Consider the following 17,932-nt stretch of genomic DNA (forward strand, 5'->3'; position numbering starts at 1 on the left):
TAAGCATTACGTTAGCTTAAAGGAGAAAAAGGTACACTTAAATAAGCGTATCCGTATAAGAGCATACGAAAAACAGCTGCACCTTCACCTTCTCCCATCCAGACTATACTGTCGGCTTTGGAATTTAACCAAATCCTGCCATTAACGGCTCGCGGGCTCAAGAAAAAAATCTTCTACTACCGCCGATCGGGAATTTCACCCTGCCCCGAAGATGAATCAATATTTTGTTGTCATTCAAGAATATCTTGAATTACAATCATTTTATCAAACTATATTAATATATGCAATACAACTGTTTTACTTTAAGCAAATTATTGATGCCATGGAAAGTGGGAACCAATTATTGAGTTTGGGAAGGGTCACCTGGATATAATAGAGGTATTTGTGCGTTGGAATTCATGCTACCGGTGATATTTTTCCGGGAACGGTGATAAATGCCTCACGAGCGGTGATAAATCTTCGTGAACGGTGATAAAAGGCATTTTTCTTTGACTCTTCTCAAATTGTGCTACATAAACAGAAGCAATTGTCACTTAAATGACGTTTACGCACCTAAGATTCAAAAAGTGTCACCTAATCCATTCCCAAGCGCACCTAAACTATCCAGTTGTGCTACATAAAATCAACCACCCGTCACCTAAATGACGCTTACGCACCTTAATATCAAAAAGCATCACCTAAACCACTCCCAAGCGCACCTAAACTATCCAGTTGCGCTACATAAAATCAACCAAGTGTCACCTAAATAGGGTCTACGCACCTAAGATTCAAAAAGTGTCACCTTAAACACTCCCCAGCGCACCTAAACCATGCAGATGTGCTACATAAAATCAACCGATTGTCTCCTAAATAGCATCTACGCACATTATTATCAAAAAGTGTCACCTAATCCATTCCCAAGCGCACCTAAACCATCCAATTGTGCTACATAAAATAAACGAAGTGGCACCTAAATAGCATCTACGCACCTAAGATTAAAAAGTATCACCTAATACCCTCCATAACCCCCCTAACCGCTTGTAAAACGCTAAATAAAGGTAATCCTTCCCCCTGACACCCAAGTACGCAAAATACCCTTACTCTTACACAACAAAAAAATCGACCTACCAGTAGGTCGACTCAGACTATATTATTTAATATCGCTCCTCATGTAACCATTAGGCCCCATAGGAATTGGTAAAGTGTTTGTCAAATCAAACCGATCCCATATTTTTTGCTCGACATTTTCTAATCGAACGGTTTTATCGAAGCTTGCAGCAGTTAACGTAAATGCTTCAATCATTAGAATAGAATCATCGAATTCCAGTGTTGCCAAATCTAAAGTTTCTTCAAAGGTTATGATCACAGTGTTGCCTTCTTCTGTTACTTCGTAATTAACACCTTTAGGCACTACAGTTGTAAAATAATCATTTACTGATTTTTGCATTTCTGTAAAAGGGGCTTCAGTGGATACACCCTTAGGAACAAGGAATGTCAGTCCGTTGCTCATGGTTTGCTTGTAATATACTTGTTTTTTATTTCCGTTTACCAAGTTCTCTTTACCCATAACGCCTACCTGATCCCAATTAATAGGTGTTCCATCTTCATTTAATCGCTCCAAATAGGTATAATCGTTGAATATATAACTGATTGTATCATCATAAACAGCTGTAGTAGCAGAAGCTTCGTCATATCCATGACCTTTAGGTAAATAATGTTGTAGTGTATCTCCTACAGAAACAAAATGACCTTGAAAAGGCAGATAATCGTCGAATCCTAAAGCAACTTCATCGATAGCACTTGCATACTGCTCATATAACTGAAGACTATTTGGCCATCCGTCAGGAAAATCTTCATTGATTTTCCCTTTAGAAATAATGATTGTAATTGGGTATGCATAAGCCTCTTTTGTTAATGAAAAATGAAATGCAACGCCATCGTTTAGATCATCCTCATATACCGCCCTTGCACTATTAAATGGTTGAATAGGTAATGATTCACTTTCAACAGCTAGAGAATTGAATGATTCATCCTTATTCTCTATTTCCGCTTCTTCCGTCGTTTTCATGTCTTTCTCCATTTTCGACTCAGAGGCTGGATTAACATCCATCGTTCTCATTGTATCAGCTTGTTCATCAGCTTTATGCTGTGAAGCAGATTCTTCATTACTCGTCTCCAAGTAAGAAGAGACCAGGAGCGTCAACAATAAAACAGCAGCAATAGAAACTACAAGTGGCATCCATCTTGAAAACGGTTTGTTGTTACGCTTGATAACATCTATGTTGGCAGACTTCATTTCTGATTGAACACGATTATACACTTCATCCTTCGAGCGATTATCTGTAAAGATGGGCATGTTGCTTAAGAGCTTTTCTAAATCATCATTCTGTTTTTCATTATTACTCATGTTGAACATTACCCTCCTTCTTTTGACTAGATAATTTTTCTCGAAGCGCTTTAATCGCTCGATGCTGGGTTGTTTTCACTTTTCCCTCGGTCCAAGATAGTATTTGTGCAGTTTCTGAGATAGAAAGCTCTTGGAAGTATCGCATAATAACCACCATTTTCTGGTCACCTGTGCAAGTGTCTAATGCCAAGAGGAGGGCCTTCATCTCATCATTTAAAACAGCGAAATCCTCTGGTAACATATCCTTTGACGCAAGCTGCGTAGATTCCCAGTCAAATGCATCAAACATCTTTTTCTTTCTAACTGTGTGCTTTCGAAAATGATCGATAGCCACATTTTTAGCAATCGAAAATAACCATGTTTTTTCAGAGCTTTTACCTTCAAATTTACTATAGGCTCTTAGAACACGAACGTACACTTCTTGGACCAAGTCTTCCGCAGTCTGTCTATTTTTCACTAAATAGATCAGAAACTGAAAAACGTCTTGATGATAGCTATCATACAAGCGGTGGAAAACGGAGTCATTCATATGGCTCCCCCCGTTCTTTCAATTAGTCGTTTCATCTCCCGTTTTGTTACATTAACTAAAAGGGTAATCGAACAATAAATGTTGTACCTACCCCAACCGTACTCTCTGCAGAGAGGTAACCATCATGTCTCTCTACAATATTTTTGGCAATAGCAAGACCCAAACCTGTTCCAGCCTTCCCTCTGGTTCTAGCTTTATCGGCTTTATAAAAACGTTCAAAAATATAAGGAAGATCCTCTTCTGGAATTCCTACTCCGGTGTCTGATACCTTAATAATAATTTGGTTTTCTAAAGTACTTAAATGAACAGTCACAGAACCTGCTTCTGGTGTGTGTCTTAAAGCATTGTCGATAAGATTCGTTAACACTTGCTCCATTCGATCCTCGTCTATTTCTATCTCTAACGGTTGACCTGATGGAATGTGCTGTTCAAAGTTCAAACGAACGTTACTCTCTTTAGCAGCTTGATCAAATTTCTGTGTTATTCTTTCAATAGTTGGAACTATCTCTACGTTTTCCTTATATATACTCAAATACCCTGATTCTAATCTTGCTAAATCCAGTAATTCTGTTACTAATCTTCCCATTCGTTTCGATTCATCATAAATGACTCGTATCATTTCATTTTTATCTTCTTCAGTAGTTACAATTTCATCAATAATGGCTTCACTGTAGCCTTGAAGCATTGAAATCGGTGTTCTCAGCTCATGGGACACATTTGCTATAAAGTCAGAACGCATTTTGTCTAAACGATGTTGCTCAGTCATATTACGCAGCACCACCACAGCTCCACGAACATACTCGTTGCTGTATAGAAGACTAATGGAGACAGAGAAATACTCTCCTCGAATTTCTAGTTCCTCATCCAATTCTTCTTCTATATCTAATACATGTTCTAAAAGATGGCGTAGCTCATTTGGTAGCTCAGAATCATCCAATTGGTTGTTTTCAGCTTGCCATTTTGTAAGAAGTTGCTCTGCTTGTGGATTGCTGACTTGTACATGGAAATCCTTATTGATAGTAATAACAGCATCTGTCATAGACGTTAAAATGCTAGCCAGTTGTTCTTTTTCTTGATTGATTACCTCTACATGGTGCTTTAGCTGTTTCCCCATCCGATTAAATGCAGATCCTAGCTCTCCTATCTCATCTCGCTGTGTATAGGGTACCTTCGTTTCAAAGTTCCCTTTAGCTAGCTCTAATGCAGCCTCACGCATAGAACGTAAAGGAGAAGTAATTCTTGAAGAAAGGAAAAACGTAAAAAGAGTAGTAAGCAGTAAAGCAATAAAACCAGATAAGAACACAATTCTTGTCGTGTTGTTTGAAGTTTTACTTACTACCTCTAAGCTTTGATAAATAAAAACAGCGCCGTGTGTTTGTATTTCAGACTCTAATGGAAAGGCTAGAATAAGATAATTTTCCATTAAGTTATCTTCACTCATGGAAGGCATTAGCATCTTTCTTATAATCGTCTTATCAGTAGTATAAATTTGGGAAAGCTGGTCATCGTCTAAAATCTTATCTTTAATTACCTCTTTGTTTAAGCCATCATGAATGGAAAGGAACACAGATTGCGCATCGTCTACAATTAATGCATTTGTTTCTGTTCCTAATATATCACTAATGATAGAAATGGATTCTTCTACATTATCATGCTGTTCTACGATTTTTCCGATGGTTGCAGCTTCCTGCCTCAAGGTTTCTTCTGCTTGCTCTGTATGGAAATCTTCTAAAAACTCTAACATAAGGACAGTAATTATAAACAACACAAATAAGACGAGAAGCAATATGGTTCCCCATAGCTTCCCGACAACACTATTCCAAATCCTATTCATTTCCTACCTCGAACTTGTAGCCAACTCCCCATACAGTAACAATCATTTTTGCAGCTTTTTCGGATACTCTATTTAGCTTTTCACGTAATCTCTTCACATGCGTATCAACTGTACGTAAATCTCCAAAGAAGTCATAATGCCAAACTTCCTTCAAAAGCTGTTCTCGGTCAAATACCTTATCTGGAGCCTTGGCAAGGAAATATAGCAATTCATATTCTTTAGGTGTAAGACTAACTTCTTCCCCGTCAGCAGTCACTCGATGTGCATCGTGGTCAATTGTTAGATGTGGAAAAACAACTACATCCTTGGATATCGACACAGATTGGGAAGGAGAAAAAGCAGTAGATCTTTTTAAAAGTGCTTTTACACGAAGTACCACTTCTCTAGGACTAAATGGTTTTACGATATAATCATCTGCTCCAAGTTCAAATCCCTCTACTCGGTTGGCCTCTTCCCCTTTAGCAGTAAGAAGAATAACTGGCGTATCTTTATGTTCACGAAGCTCTGTAATCACTTCGATTCCGTCTTTTTCAGGCATCATAATATCTAATAGTATACAATTATATTCATTTTCTAAAGCGAGCTGAAGAGCAATTTGTCCATTTTCTGCTTCTTCTACTACATAACCTTCTCTTTCTAAATACATTTTTAATAATCGACGGATACGTTCTTCGTCATCTACTACTAAAAGTTTTATCATTTCTGACATTACATATCATACCCTTCTATCAACATCTATCTTATATTGTACAATTACTTATCATAAAAGAAAAGAAAAGCTCTCCATTCTGTTGAATGAAGAGCTTTTTAGCACTACTTTTGACTTACGCGTAAGAGTGAAGCCCAGCAATAATTAAGTTTACCGCAATTAGGTTGAACATAATGATGATAAATCCTATTAAAGCTAACCAAGCAGATTTTTCGCCTTGCCAACCTTTTGTTAATCTTAAATGTAAGAAAACAGCATAGAATAACCAAGTAATAAGTGCCCAAACCTCTTTTGGATCCCAACCCCAGAAACGAGACCAAGCTTCATGTGCCCAGATCATCGCAAAGATTAGTGCTCCTAATGTAAATACCGGGAAACCGATTAATACTGCACGGTAACCAATTTCGTCCATAAGCTGCGAATTCGCTTTTTTAGTTAATGGCTGAAGAACTAAAGAAATACGTTTGCGTAATATTAAACGTAACAGTCCGTATAGCACTGTACCAAATAGAAGAGACCATACAACTGTAGTCAACTTTTTACCGTTAACTAATGGAGGAACTTCCACCAATGGCTCCATCGCTCCATCAGTAATTGCTTCGGATTCATTCATCCCAAATAAAGCAGGCTTGTTATACTCGATATCGTGCGGATTACCTTCCTTATCGATATAGGAATATTCTGCTGAATAATCTGCAACAGAGAAGGTAACTGTTGATACAACAAATCCTAAAACTAGTACTAAAACGTACATAGTAGCTTCCATCCAAAAACGTTGTTTAGATGGCTTTGTTAGGTCAATATTCTTCAATAAAAAGATCAAACCTGCTACTGCACTAATTGCTAAAATAGCTTCTCCAAGAGCAGCCGTAATAACATGGATCGTTAACCAGTGACTTTTTAACGCTGGTATTAAAGGAGTGATATCTTTTGGGAACATACTTGCATAAGCAATAATTAGTACTGCTATTGGAAGTGCAAACAACCCAAGAGCAGGGGTTTTGTATATAAAGTAAATTAATATAAATGCTCCTACTACGAGCATTCCAAACGCAGTTGTAAACTCAAATAAGTTACTTACTGGTGCATGTCCTGCTGCAATCCAACGAGTAATAAAATACCCTAAGTTTGCTACAAAACCAATAACTGTCACGCTGATTGCTAAAGTACCCCATCGTTTATATGATTTTCTAGCTGAAGCGGCAGAAGATTTGACTGCTCCACCAAATAGGAACGTAGCAACCAAATAAGCAACAAACGCAACAAACAATAAAGTCTCACTTACAGAAACCATTGTCATCTTATTTTTCCCCTTCCTGTATTTCCTCTTTTTCTAGTTTTGTATCTAGATCTTGTTGGTCCTCATATGGTGGAATGTTGGTTACCTTTGATATTTCATCGATATCCTTTTTCACACTCATCCAGTTTTTGTTTGTATGAGCCGCAACAACCATTTTTCCATCCTCTAGATACTGAAGCCAAATTCGGCGATGATTCCAGTATGACCCTTGTGCAACACCAATCATGAAAATCAATCCACCAAGCATAAGAATAGGAAGTGTTAAATCTTTTCGGATTGTAAGACCTGACATATCTCTAGTTTCTACACTTTCAAATTTAACTTTATGAGCTGTCTCACCTAAAGGCTCTAATGTATTTTGAATCATGACAAAGCTAGATTCTCCCTTAGGAAATTCCGGGCTATACATTTTCATTAAAAATGCTGGATTTTTTGGTTCAGGCGTCTCTGATTGTGGTTCTCCGTCTACAAATCCAGAGAAATTAGCGTAATAATCCACAATTTCTACTTTGTACCCGTCATTTAACTCGTACATACTTTGAGGATTTGATAATTCAACCGTAAACTGACCATGGTTAGTACCAGTTTCCTTATCCTCTAAATGGAAGGTCATAGACTTTAATTCATTAAGACGGAAATCCATTTGGAACACAGAAAAATTATCAAACTTCAAAGGTTCATTAACTTGAATGGATTCTTCCTTTACTAGCTTTAAATCTTCCGGATGTCCAGCAATTGCATCGTCAGGACCTTTATACAAAGCAATATCTGTTTGATAGTTTTTCGCGATTGAACCAACCCTATCCAAGGCTTCTCCAAAAACTTCCTCAGATTCTTCTTTTGTATAAGTCTCATATATGAACTGCTTACTTTCTAAGAAATATCCATCTGTTTGTGGGATATAGAGCGTCTCTCCTTCTCTGATCCACATTGTTTCATCGACATAGAAGCCTGGAATAGCACGCATCATAACACCCAATAAGAAAAGGATTAGACCTAAATGGTTAACATACGGGCCCCACCTAGAAAATCGGCCTTTTTCTGCCAGAATTGCATTTCCTTCTCTTTTCACATTATACTTTAATGCTTTTAGCTTCTCTTCCGCTTTCTCAAGCGATTCTACAGGAGATTCAACTTCTCCCTCACCATAAACACGTTGACGTTTTAAGAAGCTCACATGTCTTTTTGTTTTTTGCCTTTTGAGAGATTTATAAAGTGGAATTACTCGGTCTAAACTTGCAATTACTAGAGAAATCCCTAGCATTCCAACTAATGTTTGGAACCACCATGAGCTATAAAGATCAGAAAGACCTAATTCATAGTAGAGTGTGCCGAACCACCCATAAACTCGTTCATAGTAGGCAGCAATATCTTCTTCTCTTGTGGCAGGAACATAGAAAACCTGTGGCAAAATTGTTCCTATCGCTGCTGCGACTAAGATAGCAACTATTATCCACATCCCTACTTTCACACTAGAAAAGAAGTTCCAAATTTTATCAATGATTGTTTTGTTATAGGTTTGAGAACGTCTTGCAGACCCTTCATACCTCATATCAACAAGCTTTTGATCTTTCGAATGTTGACTTAACGGTCGTCCACAGCTTTCACAAAGCTCTGTACCTGCAGGGTTGACGTGCCCACATTTACAAACTATCTTGTCCATCTAAAAGACTCCTTTAGGAAGGTTTGATTTGTTCCATGTAATCAGCAATATCTTGCTCGGTCATCTCACCTTTAATAATCTTTTCGATCTTACCTTCCGGGCTAATCAAAAAGGTCGTTGGTAGTGGATCAATATTATAGGAATCCAACAAGCTTTTATTACGATCGATCGCAATTGGGAATGTTAAACCATATTGGTTAGCAAAACGGTTTACCTTCAAATCTGATTCTCCCACATTAATGGCTAAGGTTTGAACACCTTGTTCTTTGTAAATGTTAAATTGGTTGTCCATAGCTGGCATTTCTTTAGCACATGGTTTACACCAAGTTCCCCAGAAATTTAAGAAGATTCCCTGCCCTTCATAGTCAGACAGTTTATGCTGTTCTCCATTCATATCCACTACTTGGAAATTCGGTGCTTTATCGCCGACTTTGAGAACTGCATTTTTTTCTTTCGTCACGTTAGAGAAAATTGTAAAAACAATTGCTAGTGTAAGTACTACCAAAATAACTGCTCTTATGTAAAAACGTTTTTGTTTGGATTGAGCCACCTTTTATTTCCTCCATTCCATGCATTGCCGACAATATTATACCAAATATAATGTCCAATTTGAGAAGGACATATGAAGGCTTTGTGAACTTTTCATTGCTATTTACCTATTTTCCCTGTTTCTGCCAGTACTCTAAGCTGTTTAATCTCATGAGTTGTTAATTCTCTCCACTCTCCTGCGTTCAAACCGTGTAGAGTTAAGAAACCAAATCGTTCTCTTTTTAATTTTTGTACAGGGAAGCCAATTGCATCAAACATACGACGTACTTGACGGTTTTTGCCCTCATGGATCGTAATTTCAACAATTGATTTATTTGCTTTCTTTTCAGAAGATAGAAGCTTAACTTTTGCAGGAGCTGTCTTACCATCCTCTAAAACGACACCTCTCTCAAGCGGTCTTAGTTGCTCGCGTAAAGGTATACCTTTAAGTCGCGCGACATAAGTCTTGTCCACCTTGAACTTTGGATGTGTAAGTGCATAAGAAAAATCTCCATCATTTGTTAAGAGCAATAAACCTGAAGTTTCATAATCTAATCTACCTACTGGGTATAATCTTTCCGTTACATGAGGGAGTAAATCGGTAACAGTCTTTCTACCTTTGTCATCGCTAACGGCTGAGATAACACCTCTTGGCTTGTAAAGTAAGAAATATTTTTTTTGTTCTTTCTCTAATTTGACACCTTCTACTTCAACTGTATCTGAATCAGAGACCTTAGTACCTAATTCCTTAATTACTTTCCCATTGACCTTTACTTTTCCTTCTAAAATTAACTCTTCTGCTTTTCTACGTGAAGCAACACCTGCGTGTGCTAAAACTTTTTGTAATCTTTCCAAGTAATCCACCTCGTCCATTCTTCATACATGAGTGAATTATGTCACACTTTTGCAGAAAATAAAAGAAGACAGTCTTTTAGAAAAACTGTCTTCTCCAAATTATTTGACTTTCTTGACGTTAAATTCTAGCGCAACATCCTTATCAATCATTACCTTCCAAAGAAAAGGCTTCTTTTCCTTGTTGTTTCTCGGGATAATGAGTACATTATTTAGCTTCTCTTCTTCTTCCTTGTTCAAAAGTAAATAGTAGTCCTTTTTAACCTCTATAACATCTTTTTGAAAAAGCTCGTATTTCCCTTTTTCAACTACTTGAACCATTGAATAGTTTTGGAATATTTGCTCTGCAAGAGAAACATGAGTGTTCCAATCATTTGAATGATTCAATGTTACAACAATTACTTCTTTATCCTTGTCTTTCAAGTATGTTACAAGCGTTCTTCCAGCTCTTTTCGTATAACCTGTTTTACCGGCAACTGTATATTCGTTGAAATGCATAAGTTTATGCTTATTTCTCCATTTGATAGAACGTTCCTTTGGAACAAAGTTCTTAGCAGATGCGATTTTCATAAAATCTTCATTTTGCAAAGCAAGTCGGAACATATTAGCCATGTCTTGAGCCGAAGCATAGTGTTCATCATTATGAAGACCCGAAGGATTCGTAAAATGAGAGTTTTCTAAACCAGCTAATTGAAACTTTTCGTTCATCAGTTTCACAAAACCTTCTAACGAACCTCCAGTATGCTCTGCTAATGCATAAGCTGCATCATTGCCTGATTGAAGCATTAGTCCATGCAGCAAGGAATTAACAGTCCAAACCTCTCCTGGTTGCAAATAGAGAGAGGATCCTTCTTGAGCCGCAGCTACCGAAGAAATCGTAATTTCTTCATCAAGAGTTGCATTGTCCAACACCGTCAATGCTGTCCATACCTTTGTAAGACTAGCAATAGGAAGCTCTACCTCTGCATTATTTCCTAGCAACAATCTCCCTGTCTTAGCATCAATCACAGCATAAGATGAAGATACGGCTTGTGCACTTCCAATATTAACAAACAGGAAAAACAAAATTAGTATAAGCGCTTTTTTATAAATGGAAAATACTCCTTTTTCATTTATTTCTATCCTTCAAATGCTTCTTGGAACTTGGTCATAAATAAATCTGTGTCTTCCATGTCTTCTACCTCTACTTCTTCAGGTAATGGAGGTAGTGCACTGATATCCTTTAATCCAAAGTATTGAAGGAATTCCTGTGTAGTTCCATACAAGATAGCCCTACCTGTCCCTTCTGCACGTCCAACTTCTTGAACTAGTCCTTTTGCAGCTAATGTATGTATTGGCCGTTCTGATTTCACACCACGGATATCCTCTATTTCTACTCGAGTAATTGGCTGCTTATATGCAATAATAGCCAAAACCTCAAGCGATGCCTGAGAAAGAGACTGGGCAGTTGGATTTTCCACTAGCTTTTGAATACAATCTATATTTTCTTCCTTTGTAACGAGTTGGTATGTTCCAGCGAGCTGCTTTAGCTGGATGCCTCTGTCCTCTGTATCCTCATACTCCATCATCAACAAATCTAAAGCCTCGGCTATTTGGTTTTCTTCAGTATCTGTTAAGAATGACAGTTGCTTTTTAGTTAAACCGTCCTCCCCACTTACAAATAGTAGACTTTCTATTTTACTCTTTAATTTCTTCATATATTTCAATTTCCTTTCCTAATTGAACAAACAAATCTTCAAAATTACTCTTTTGCTCAACCAAAACTGCCTGACGCTTCATTAGCTCCAATAACGCTAAAAAGGTCGTAACAATAGTGTTTTTGTCTCTTGTTGGAAAGAGCTCATAAAATAATAGTCTTCCATTATGCTTTTTTAAAGTAGTAATCACGTTAGTCATAGACTCCCTAATGGAGATCTCTTGCTTGCTCACTTTAGTATGTAGAGGAGCATTAAGCTGCTTTCTTCTCAACATTTTTTGAAAGGCTCCAAGCATATCGTAAACATTTACATCGAGCTCAAACAAAGCTAACTGCTGATTACTTTGGTAACCACTTAAGTCTGCCGGCGGTCTCGTATAAAATAGATTACGAGTTTCTTCTAACTCCTGCAGATTACTCGCGGCTTCCTTATATTTCTTATACTCTATTAATTTTAATACTAGCTCATCTCTCGGGTCGTCTAAATTAATATCAAAATCATCCTCCATATCATCGTCCTGATGAATTGGAAGAAGCATTTTACTTTTAATAGACAGCAACGTAGCAGCCATCACTAAGTATTCACTTGCTTCATTTAACTCGAGAACTCGCATTGCATGGATATGTTCCATGTACTGTGTAGTGATCTCAGCCATTTTGATATCGTATATATCTATTTCCAAACGATTTATTAAATGTAATAATAAATCGAGTGGACCTTCGAATGCTTCTGTTTTTACTTCGTAAGACATAAAACTCCACCTAATATTGATTTTAAACATAATTATAGAGGAAAGGTGATTGGAATGCACCCTACATTCGATTCTAAATTTGTTCATTTTATAACAGAATTTAACGAGACTAAAGATTATTTTGAATGCCACGAACTATTAGAAGACTATTGGAAGGAAGTTTCCCCACGACAAAAGGTACATCCTTTAGCCGCACTCATTCTACTTTCCACTTCTATGTACCACTGGCGACGTGGTAACTTTCAAGGCGCTTCTAAGACCATGAAAAGCAGTATTAAACGTATGAAAGAAACAATACAATCTCCCTTCTTCGAAACTTTAAATACAGAACAGTTACTAAAAGATGCCACCCAAGCCTATCAATCTATTCAGCTTCATCAGCCTTTTACAGCATTTCAAATTGGCATCCAAAATGATTCACTGCTTACCCTCACCAAGGAGGTAACCTTATCAAAAGATATAGATCAACATTTTCTTATTCATAAACATATGCTTAGAGACCGCTCTGAAATACTTGAAGAACGAGAAAAAAAGAAAAAAAGAAGAGATGACCTATAGGGTCAGTTCTCTTCTTTTTCTTTATGACATTTTACAAAGAAAGCTTTGATTTCTTCCGTTGACCTAATATTAGTCGTTTGTAAAACATTAGATAGGGATAGAATCATATTTTTGCCGATTCCCTCTCCTCGGTGAGAAGGATTAACAGAAATATGTTGGATGATTGCATCTGTTTCCACCATTCGAACTCCAATAATGCCGACGACATCCTCCATCTTTTTCCAAACGAATAAGTGCCAATCAGGATTAGATTCGTATTCATGAATCGTTTCTAATAGTTTTTTGACATCTTTTTCATTGGGCATAAAAGATAAGAGACCCATAGAAATTTTTTCATAAGCTTTTTTATAACGAAATAACATGTTTAAGACCCTCTTTTAATTTCTTTAAAGAACTTTACTACTTTTTATATTATTTGTCCAATTATACATTACCATTTGGGGCAATAAATAGCCAATATGCTACTCCCCAAATTATTCCGGTTAAAAATAAAATTAGAAACAATATAACATTTATCTTTTTCAAATTAGTCTCTTCCTTTCTCTATATGATAAGGAAGGTCGAGGCGTATAAGGTCTTCCAATGTTTCTCGTTTTACAGCCAATTGGTGCTGACCATTCTCAACGAATACTACTGCCGGTTTTGCCATACGATTGTAATTACTTGCCATTGAATAACCATATGCTCCTGTACAGAACACTGCTAAAATATCACCTGGTTCAGCTTTCGGTAATGAAATATGCTCAATAAGCTTATCCCCAGACTCACAGCATTTACCAGCAATTGTATAGTCAACCTTTTTAGGTGTTCCCATTTTGTTGGCAATCGCCGCATCATACTCTGCTCCATATAATGCTGGGCGAATATTATCCGACATGCCCCCATCGACTGCTAAATAGTTCCGAATTTCCGGTACTTCTTTTTCAGAGCCAATGGTATAAAGGGAGGTTCCCGAATCACCAACTAGTGAACGACCTGGCTCAATCCAAATTTCTGGCATCTCTAAGTTAGCATTTGCTACTAATTGTTTGACAGCACTAATCATTTCCTTCACATAAGTAGAAGGTTCCAGTGGAGTGTCTTGCTCGGTATACTTAATGCCGAAGCCACCACCAAGATTTAATACTTTGCAGGCATAGCCAAACGCGTTATCCCATTCAATCATTTTAGTGATAAGCTTTTCTGCTGCCAGCTTAAAACCAACTGTTTCAAAAATTTGAGAACCAATATGACAATGCAATCCTAACAATTCTATAAATTCTTCTTTATAAACTTGTTGAAATGCTTGATCAGCTTGTCCATTCATTAAGTCAAAACCAAATTTAGAGTCCTGCTGACCAGTTGTAATATAATCATGGGTATGAGCCTCTACTCCTGGAGTAACTCTTAGTAATATTTTTACTTTTTGGTTTAGCTTTGTAGTTAAACTTTTTAGCAATTCAATCTCGTAAAAGTTGTCTACGACTATACAGCCAATCTTATGCTCCATTGCCAACATTAATTCATCAACACTTTTGTTATTACCATGAAAATGTATTCGTTCTGGAGGATATCCTGCTTGTATTGCTGTATATAGTTCTCCTGCTGATACAACATCCAAAGACAAGCCTTCTTGCTCCATTACTTGATACATTGCAATGCAAGAGAAAGCTTTACTTGCATAAGCTACCTGAGCACCTATATTTTCTTCCTGGAATGTAGCTAGAAAGGCTCTTGCTCTTGATCTGATAAGAGACAAATCATATACAAATAGCGGAGTTCCATATGTTTTAGTAAGTTCTAATGTGTCAATACCACCTATCAACAGGTGGCCCTTTTCGTTCACATTATGCTCTGATACCATTACCATGTATCCTCGCCTCTTTTCCTCATTTTCTATATGAACTTTACCATATTAAATATGAGGATTGCAATGCTATTTGGAACGATCTCGAACAGGTGATCGCGTGATGAAAGGTCTCTTCGCATTAGTTGGCATTGGAAAACGGATAATAATACGAGCAAACGCTCTCGGATAAAAAGGTATTAATGGCCACAAATAAGGTACATTTAATGGCTTTAAGCTACATATATACCATACTAAACACACTGTTGCTATAAACAGTCCATTTGCACCAAAAGCAGCTGCGCTCAGCAATAGGAACATCCTAAATATTTTAGTAGCAATACTTAGTTCATAGGAAGGAATAGCAAACGTAAATATGGCTGTTATAGCTGTATATAAAATAACTTCTGCTACGAATAGCCCTACATCAACAGCCATCTGTCCGATGACTAAAGCCGCTATAATTCCCATTGCAGTGGATAACGGAGTAGGGGTGTGTATGGCGGCTAGCCTTAAAAACTCTATTCCAATATCGGCAAATATCAATTGGAGTATAAGTGGTATCTCACTTGTTTCATTAGGTCCTAAGAAATCTAAGGCTTTCGGTAGATAATCGGTATTTTTAGCCATTAAATACCAAAATGGCAATAAAAATAAACTGAAGAAAACTCCAAAAAAACGAATAGATCTTACTAAGGTTCCGATTGCTGGAGCTTGTCTATATTCCTCAGCATGTTGTAAGTGATGGAATAGGGTTGTAGGGACAATAATAACAGATGGAGAGGTATCTACAACAAGCAAAATATGACCTTCAAGTAAATGAGCTGCTGCTATATCCGGCCTTTCGGTAAACCGAACAAAAGGCACTGGATGAAAGCCCTGCACGAATAACCATTCCTCTAGTGCTTTATCACTCATTGTAAATCCATCATGCTTGATTTTTTTTAAACGCTTCCGAATGAGTTCTAGATTTTCTTCGTTCGCCACTCCTTTAATATAGGAAATCGCGATATCCATTTTACTCATCGAGGAAATTTGATGTAGTTCGAAACGGAGGTTGGTATCTCTTATTCGTCTACGAATAAGTGCGGTGTTTAAAACAATGTTCTCCGTAAAACCATCCCGAGATCCACGTACCACTTTTTCATTGTCTGGCTCCTCGGGTGTTCTACCGGGGTAACTTCGTACATCTACCGTATAAACTGATCCATTTTCCAAAATGAACGTCACTTGGCCACTTAGTAGTGCCGAAATCCACTTTTCTTTTGAGTCATATTGCGTGATCGAGTAGTAAGGAAAATAGTGATTCATGATTTCATTTTGAGAAACATCCTCTTCTGGAGGATTCTTCATAGTCCCCGTCATTAAATCTGTTAATGTCGGTCCATCAATGAGACCATTAATGTAAACAAGTAATACCGGGAATTTAAACAAGTGGGTATGAAGGAGTCCAAAATCATAGGACTCGTTCTCCCCAAACTTTTCTTTTAAATACGCTTCTGCCTCGGTCATATCCTTAAATAGTGTCTTCGTAATAATCACCTATCTCTAGCTTTTGTATTAGCAGTACTGCCTACAGGTACCAACCAGCTCTTTAACTGTGTCAAAATTTTCTTTTCTAGTCTCGACACTTGAACTTGGGATATCCCTAACCTTTCGGCAATATCACTTTGAGTACAGTCTAGGTAATAACGCAGATAAATAATCATCTGTTCTCGTTTTTCTAATTTTTCTACTAGTTCTCTTAGTGGGATATGATCGAATGACTTTTCTGAACGTTCATCTTTCATTTGGTCCATCAAAGTCAAAGCATCTCCACTGTCATTTTCATAGAGTTGCTCCTGCAAGGAAGCTGGATCTCTAAGAGCGTCGGTCGCCATGACAATATCCTCTCTAGAAACTTCTAAAATACTTGCTAGCTCCAAAATGGTTGGCTGCCGCTCATGCGTTTTAAGAAAGTCATCCGTTGCGTGACGAATTTTAAAGTTCAACTCCCTAATGGAACGACTAATTTTGACCATTCCATCATCTCGAAGAAATCTCTGAATTTCTCCAATAATCATAGGAACAGCATACGTTGAAAACTTCACTTCATAGGACAAGTCAAATTTATCAACCGATTTCATAAGACCAATACATCCAATTTGAAATAAGTCCTCTAGGTCCGCCCCCCTAGAAGCAAAACGCTGAACAATAGACCAAACCAATCTTGTATTTCCTTCTATCATTTGTTGTCTGGCGAACTTATCACCCTCTTGTGACAGGGCTATTAGCTCTCTCATCTTCTCCTGGGTCAGTAAAATTGTTGGCTTATTGTTCATCATTAGACGGTCCTAACTGATTCTTGAATTGGTACAAATTTCTTTGTGATGGTTACGGTTGTCCCCCTATCAGGAATGGAGTATATATCCACATCATCACTGAAGCTTTCCATTATAGTAAAGCCCATACCAGAACGTTCCTGCTCAGGCTTGGTTGTATATAAAGGTTCTCTTGCCTGGGTGACATCTTTTATGCCACGACCATAATCTACAATAGAAACGACTATCTCTCTTCCACTACGTTGTGCATGTATTTCGATTTTTCCTACGCCATCCTCTTCATAACCGTGCACAATAGCATTAGTTACTGCTTCCGAGATAACTGTCTTAAACTCTGACAGCTCCTCAATTGTTGGGTCGATCGCAGATATAAAACTGGACATCACCATTCTTGCTAATGCTTCATTCTCACTTTTGGCAATAAAAGATAATGTGATTTCATTGTCCATAAACTATTCCCCCTAACTTTGAAATTATTTCAATTTCTGATTCGCTGTAAATGTATGGGCTTAAACCTGCAAACTGAAAAATTTTGCGCATAGTTGGTGATGGATTAACGATGATGGTTTGACCATCAATTGGAGCTAACTCTCGCATTCTACCTAGAATGAGTCCAATACCTGAGCTATCCATGAAATTTAAATCTTTTAAATTCCAAACAAGAACCTTAATAGAGCCATTCTTAATCATTGGTACTATCTCATTTCTTATTTCTGTCGTGCTATGATGGTCTAGCTCACCTTTCAATCGAATAATAACAATTTCGTCTCCTACTTTTTCAACATCGTGTTTCATAAAATCGCCTCCTCATAAAACGCAATTCCACATAGAATTCTATAATCCTTTGCAACTGACAAAAGTAGAAGAAATCATCGCAATTTAGAAGATTTTCGACAAAAGGTCTATACACATCAAGTATGGGTAAATTAAACATTTTTTAAACAATAAAAAGACAGCAATTTAAGATATTTTTAAATCT

The 17,932-nt window shown here is 37.3% G+C and carries 17 protein-coding genes, 1 pseudogene and 1 riboswitch; of the genes and pseudogenes, 1 reads left to right on the top strand and 17 read right to left on the bottom strand.

Annotation, left to right across the window (positions count from 1 at the left end; genetic code table 11):
- Positions 1 to 82 precede the first annotated feature (82 nt).
- A riboswitch (FMN riboswitch) is annotated at positions 83 to 217 on the bottom strand.
- A 912-nt stretch (positions 218 to 1,129) separates the two neighbouring features.
- From M3627_RS12490 to M3627_RS12540, 11 genes and pseudogenes are all read right to left on the bottom strand, one after another.
- The gene (locus tag M3627_RS12490) at positions 1,130 to 2,386 is read right to left on the bottom strand and encodes a hypothetical protein (protein ID WP_251555947.1); all 1,257 of its coding nucleotides are present in this window, start codon (positions 2,384 to 2,386) and stop codon (positions 1,130 to 1,132) included.
- Positions 2,379 to 2,921: pseudogene (sigX, locus tag M3627_RS12495) on the bottom strand (RNA polymerase sigma factor SigX); the annotation flags it as partial. The pseudogene sigX and the gene M3627_RS12490, both read right to left, overlap by 8 nt.
- Positions 2,922 to 2,970: 49 nt before the next feature.
- A complete protein-coding gene (locus M3627_RS12500) occupies positions 2,971 to 4,749 on the bottom strand; it encodes an ATP-binding protein (RefSeq protein WP_169361302.1) in 1,779 nt (592 codons plus the stop codon).
- Positions 4,742 to 5,458 carry a response regulator transcription factor gene (locus M3627_RS12505; RefSeq protein WP_169361303.1) on the bottom strand — a complete coding sequence of 239 codons (717 nt, stop codon included), beginning with the start codon at positions 5,456 to 5,458 and terminating at the stop codon, positions 4,742 to 4,744. The genes M3627_RS12500 and M3627_RS12505 overlap by 8 nt, the downstream gene beginning before the upstream one ends.
- Positions 5,459 to 5,573: 115 nt before the next feature.
- Positions 5,574 to 6,758: a c-type cytochrome biogenesis protein CcsB gene (gene ccsB / locus M3627_RS12510; protein ID WP_169361304.1), complete on the bottom strand. Its 1,185-nt coding sequence runs from the start codon at positions 6,756 to 6,758 to the stop codon at positions 5,574 to 5,576.
- 1 nt (position 6,759) lies between these two features.
- The gene (resB, locus tag M3627_RS12515; protein WP_251555949.1) at positions 6,760 to 8,421 is read right to left on the bottom strand and encodes a cytochrome c biogenesis protein ResB; all 1,662 of its coding nucleotides are present in this window, start codon (positions 8,419 to 8,421) and stop codon (positions 6,760 to 6,762) included.
- 13 nt (positions 8,422 to 8,434) lie between these two features.
- Entirely contained in the window at positions 8,435 to 8,971 is a 537-nt protein-coding gene (gene resA / locus M3627_RS12520; RefSeq protein WP_169361306.1) for a thiol-disulfide oxidoreductase ResA, read from the bottom strand.
- Between the two features lie 98 nt (positions 8,972 to 9,069).
- Positions 9,070 to 9,804 (bottom strand): pseudouridine synthase, encoded by a 735-nt coding sequence (locus M3627_RS12525; RefSeq protein ID WP_169361307.1) that lies wholly within the window; start codon positions 9,802 to 9,804, stop codon positions 9,070 to 9,072.
- Positions 9,805 to 9,903: 99 nt separating this feature from the next.
- A complete protein-coding gene (locus tag M3627_RS12530; RefSeq protein ID WP_169361308.1) occupies positions 9,904 to 10,866 on the bottom strand; it encodes a D-alanyl-D-alanine carboxypeptidase family protein in 963 nt (320 codons plus the stop codon).
- Positions 10,867 to 10,919: 53 nt separating this feature from the next.
- Positions 10,920 to 11,498: an SMC-Scp complex subunit ScpB gene (gene scpB / locus M3627_RS12535; RefSeq protein WP_169361309.1), complete on the bottom strand. Its 579-nt coding sequence runs from the start codon at positions 11,496 to 11,498 to the stop codon at positions 10,920 to 10,922.
- Positions 11,479 to 12,249: a segregation/condensation protein A gene (locus tag M3627_RS12540; RefSeq protein ID WP_251555952.1), complete on the bottom strand. Its 771-nt coding sequence runs from the start codon at positions 12,247 to 12,249 to the stop codon at positions 11,479 to 11,481. Before M3627_RS12540 ends, scpB begins: the two co-directional genes overlap by 20 nt.
- A 54-nt stretch (positions 12,250 to 12,303) precedes the next feature.
- Here M3627_RS12540 and M3627_RS12545 point away from each other — a divergent pair, with 54 nt between their 5' ends.
- Positions 12,304 to 12,807 carry a DUF309 domain-containing protein gene (locus tag M3627_RS12545; RefSeq protein ID WP_251555953.1) on the top strand — a complete coding sequence of 168 codons (504 nt, stop codon included), beginning with the start codon at positions 12,304 to 12,306 and terminating at the stop codon, positions 12,805 to 12,807.
- 2 nt (positions 12,808 to 12,809) lie between these two features.
- Here the strand turns inward: M3627_RS12545 and M3627_RS12550 are convergent, their stop codons facing one another.
- The 6 genes from M3627_RS12550 to M3627_RS12575 form a co-directional block, all read right to left on the bottom strand.
- On the bottom strand, positions 12,810 to 13,169 hold the full coding sequence (locus M3627_RS12550) for a GNAT family N-acetyltransferase (protein WP_251555954.1): 360 nt from the start codon (positions 13,167 to 13,169) through the stop codon (positions 12,810 to 12,812).
- Between the two features lie 164 nt (positions 13,170 to 13,333).
- Complete coding sequence (gene lysA, locus M3627_RS12555) at positions 13,334 to 14,656, bottom strand: diaminopimelate decarboxylase (RefSeq protein ID WP_251555955.1); 1,323 nt, start codon at positions 14,654 to 14,656, stop codon at positions 13,334 to 13,336.
- Positions 14,657 to 14,722: 66 nt separating this feature from the next.
- Positions 14,723 to 16,168 carry a spore germination protein gene (locus tag M3627_RS12560; RefSeq protein WP_251556024.1) on the bottom strand — a complete coding sequence of 482 codons (1,446 nt, stop codon included), beginning with the start codon at positions 16,166 to 16,168 and terminating at the stop codon, positions 14,723 to 14,725.
- Between the two features lie 2 nt (positions 16,169 to 16,170).
- A complete protein-coding gene (locus M3627_RS12565; RefSeq protein ID WP_169361314.1) occupies positions 16,171 to 16,956 on the bottom strand; it encodes a SigF/SigG family RNA polymerase sporulation sigma factor in 786 nt (261 codons plus the stop codon).
- Positions 16,956 to 17,402 (bottom strand): anti-sigma F factor, encoded by a 447-nt coding sequence (spoIIAB, locus tag M3627_RS12570; protein WP_169361315.1) that lies wholly within the window; start codon positions 17,400 to 17,402, stop codon positions 16,956 to 16,958. Before spoIIAB ends, M3627_RS12565 begins: the two co-directional genes overlap by 1 nt.
- Complete coding sequence (locus tag M3627_RS12575; RefSeq protein ID WP_169361316.1) at positions 17,392 to 17,748, bottom strand: STAS domain-containing protein; 357 nt, start codon at positions 17,746 to 17,748, stop codon at positions 17,392 to 17,394. Before M3627_RS12575 ends, spoIIAB begins: the two co-directional genes overlap by 11 nt.
- Between the last annotated feature and the right edge of the window lie 184 nt (positions 17,749 to 17,932).

Origin of the sequence: Psychrobacillus sp. MER TA 171 (genome assembly GCF_023713305.1) — a bacterium.
GTDB lineage: Bacteria > Bacillota > Bacilli > Bacillales_A > Planococcaceae > Psychrobacillus.

What these genes read in the sequence shown, in the direction of transcription:
- M3627_RS12505 (WP_169361303.1), bottom strand. Translation starts at nt 5,458, where the DNA reads ATGTCAGAAATGATAAAACTTTTAGTAGTAGATGACGAAGAACGTATC.
- ccsB (WP_169361304.1), bottom strand. Translation starts at nt 6,758, where the DNA reads ATGACAATGGTTTCTGTAAGTGAGACTTTATTGTTTGTTGCGTTTGTT.
- M3627_RS12565 (WP_169361314.1), bottom strand. Translation starts at nt 16,956, where the DNA reads ATGATGAACAATAAGCCAACAATTTTACTGACCCAGGAGAAGATGAGA.
- scpB (WP_169361309.1), bottom strand. Translation starts at nt 11,498, where the DNA reads ATGAAGAAATTAAAGAGTAAAATAGAAAGTCTACTATTTGTAAGTGGG.
- M3627_RS12500 (WP_169361302.1), bottom strand. Translation starts at nt 4,749, where the DNA reads ATGAATAGGATTTGGAATAGTGTTGTCGGGAAGCTATGGGGAACCATA.
- resB (WP_251555949.1), bottom strand. Translation starts at nt 8,421, where the DNA reads ATGGACAAGATAGTTTGTAAATGTGGGCACGTCAACCCTGCAGGTACA.
- M3627_RS12540 (WP_251555952.1), bottom strand. Translation starts at nt 12,249, where the DNA reads ATGTCTTACGAAGTAAAAACAGAAGCATTCGAAGGTCCACTCGATTTA.
- lysA (WP_251555955.1), bottom strand. Translation starts at nt 14,656, where the DNA reads ATGGTAATGGTATCAGAGCATAATGTGAACGAAAAGGGCCACCTGTTG.
- M3627_RS12550 (WP_251555954.1), bottom strand. Translation starts at nt 13,169, where the DNA reads ATGTTATTTCGTTATAAAAAAGCTTATGAAAAAATTTCTATGGGTCTC.
- M3627_RS12575 (WP_169361316.1), bottom strand. Translation starts at nt 17,748, where the DNA reads ATGAAACACGATGTTGAAAAAGTAGGAGACGAAATTGTTATTATTCGA.
- M3627_RS12545 (WP_251555953.1), top strand. Translation starts at nt 12,304, where the DNA reads ATGCACCCTACATTCGATTCTAAATTTGTTCATTTTATAACAGAATTT.
- M3627_RS12490 (WP_251555947.1), bottom strand. Translation starts at nt 2,386, where the DNA reads ATGAGTAATAATGAAAAACAGAATGATGATTTAGAAAAGCTCTTAAGC.
- spoIIAB (WP_169361315.1), bottom strand. Translation starts at nt 17,402, where the DNA reads ATGGACAATGAAATCACATTATCTTTTATTGCCAAAAGTGAGAATGAA.